Here is a 2,360-nt window from a genome sequence, read left to right as displayed (position 1 = left end):
GGCTAGATAGCAACAATAGATAAGCTAATGTTGTCCTTAAGAATGTCTATCTCGACTGGAGAAAGTACTTTATCTTTCATTTGTTGTAGCTCATATAGGGCAGCGTTAGCATCGATAGCACCAAATTTGAAGTATTCAGTTAAACTACCAATGCGATAATTGTAATTATGATAGCGGTGTTTAAAATATAGTTCTACATTACCCCTGTGTGCCCAAGTTCCAAGTATTTGAATAGCAACAGTTTGATAAGGGATAAGTAAATCCGTTTCTATTTCTGTCAATCGTTGTTGGATGGGTCTGGCGGTAACTCCTATCTTGTGCAAAGTGCCTTTAGGCATTTGAATCTCTAAAAAATACAAAGTACAAGATAAAATGCGTTGAAGTTGAGCGCGATAAAGTGCCAAGTCGGTGAGCCGATATGAGTTATCTGGTGCATTTTTGTATAATGCGTGTTTAGCTGCTAGCTCTAGTTTCAGTAGCTTTTTGAGCAACAGAGGTTCTTGCACTTCGTTGAATAAATTGAATTCTAGCTGGCTCAAACTAGTGCTAGTGTACTATAGGATTTCTAATTTAGGATTTAATTTGCTTGAAAATGGTGTGAAAAGCGAGACTGTTTGTAGTGGAGCTACCCTTGGGACAAGAATCTGTCGCTAGAACTAGGAAAATAATTCATGTTGATATGGATGCCTTTTACGCATCGGTAGAACAGAGGGACAACCCTAGTTACCGAGGCAAACCGTTAGTCGTCGGTGGTAGCCCGAATCAGCGAGGCGTAGTTGCAGCCGCCAGTTATGAAGCGAGGAAGTTTGGCATTTATTCCGCGATGCCGTCAGTAACAGCTTTTGCAAAATGTCCTGGGCTTATCTTTGTCAGACCAAGATTCGACGTTTACCGAGAGATTTCCACAGCAATCCACGCTATTTTTAAACGCTATACTGACTTGGTGGAAGGAGTTGCACTAGATGAAGCATATTTGGACGTTACTGAGAATAAGCAAAACATTTCCTACGCTTCTACGATTGCAAGACACATCAAAACTGCGATTTTCCAGGAAACTCAATTGACGGCAACTGCGGGTGTGTCAATTAACAAGTTTCTTGCAAAAATGGCATCAGGGCAGAACAAGCCGAATGGGTTGACAGTGATTTTACCAGAGCAAGCGATCACCTTTGTAGAGCAACTGCCGATTGAAAAGTTCCACGGCATTGGAGAGGTAACGGCGGCGAAGATGCATTCACTTGGCATTCATACTGGTGCGGATTTGAAGGGACGATCGCTGACTGAGCTAACACACCACTTTGGTAAAGCAGGTCATTATTACTACAAGATTGCCAGAGCAGAAGATGACCGCCCAGTTGAAGCAAATCGAGTTCGTAAGTCAGTTGGTGCAGAAACCTCATTTGCACAGGACTTAAGCGATGTCGGTCAGATGTTGCAAGAACTCGAACAGATTGCCCAAATCGTTGAGCAACGGTTAGATCAACACGAAACGCGAGGTCGCACATTAACGTTAAAAGTCAAGTTCTTTGACTATCATCAGATAACCCGCAGTAAAACAATGCTTGCTCCCATCAGTGAACTATCTACGATTTTCGAGATAGCTAAAGCGCTGTTTGAGTTGATTGATCTGGAGAATCGTAGTATCAGATTGCTAGGGATTTCTTTGTCTAACCTTGATAATCAAAAACAATCTCAAGCTATTCAATTGCCATTGTTTCAGAATGGGAACATCAGATTTTAGCGTAGGTGTAAGCCCCACTTCTAAAAAGCTCAGTTACTGTCGTAAGCATTTCACAAGCTCATCAATGATTGCAATTGTGTGTCTGAACTATCTTTCAATTCTTGAAGAATTGGGATAGTTGATATTTTAACGCTTCAGCAGTGTGAATAAGATTAGACTCTTAAGCTGTTTTTAGCTTCATGGCAAGACCATTTGGCAGCCACAAAGCTAAATGGCTGAAATTCTTCACTTTACATTTGACGATTTTGGACTATGAGTCATACTAAAAAAAGGCTCATGATTCTAGCAATCGCTAACTATATTTCCAAGCAGCCATTCGGTTAAGGAGATAGTTGAAGCTGGGTTGACATTATTATTAGTGAAAACTTATTAGTCGGGAGGTGAAGTCATGAATCAGTCTCATGAGGAAGATAAAAATAAATTCCTTGACCCTCGTGGTCGCTACTACGGGCAAGTTAAACCAGAAAACTTAGTTTTCAATGCTAATTTGCAAGAATTTGCTCAAAAAGTTGGCATAATCACCAGTTTAGAAAGCAATGGTAAGCTTGACCCAGAAGATGCTTATCAGCAAATTAAGGAACTTTGGAAACAGTTAAAGCGCAGTAAGAAGGAACTGGGA

The 2,360-nt window shown here is 40.8% G+C and carries 3 protein-coding genes; 2 read left to right on the top strand and 1 reads right to left on the bottom strand.

Going from position 1 to position 2,360, the window contains the following annotated elements:
* Positions 1–2: 2 nt before the first annotated feature.
* Positions 3–539, bottom strand: coding sequence for a GIY-YIG nuclease family protein (locus H6G26_RS40965; RefSeq protein WP_190737792.1), 537 nt, complete (start codon positions 537–539; stop codon positions 3–5).
* A gap of 92 nt (positions 540–631) precedes the next feature.
* On the opposite strand from H6G26_RS40965, the gene dinB reads away from it, so the two are divergent.
* Both dinB and H6G26_RS40955 read left to right on the top strand, forming a co-directional pair.
* A complete protein-coding gene (gene dinB, locus H6G26_RS40960) occupies positions 632–1,741 on the top strand; it encodes a DNA polymerase IV (protein WP_242054396.1) in 1,110 nt (369 codons plus the stop codon).
* A 388-nt stretch (positions 1,742–2,129) separates the two neighbouring features.
* The coding region (locus H6G26_RS40955; RefSeq protein ID WP_190737791.1) for a hypothetical protein at positions 2,130–2,360 on the top strand (231 nt) is incomplete at its 3' end.

This window comes from Nostoc sp. FACHB-888 (assembly GCF_014696655.1).
In the GTDB taxonomy this organism is placed as follows: Bacteria; Cyanobacteriota; Cyanobacteriia; order Cyanobacteriales; family Nostocaceae; genus Nostoc.
The sequence above is the reverse complement of the archived record's forward strand: the minus strand, read 5'-3'. Positions and strand labels throughout refer to the sequence as shown.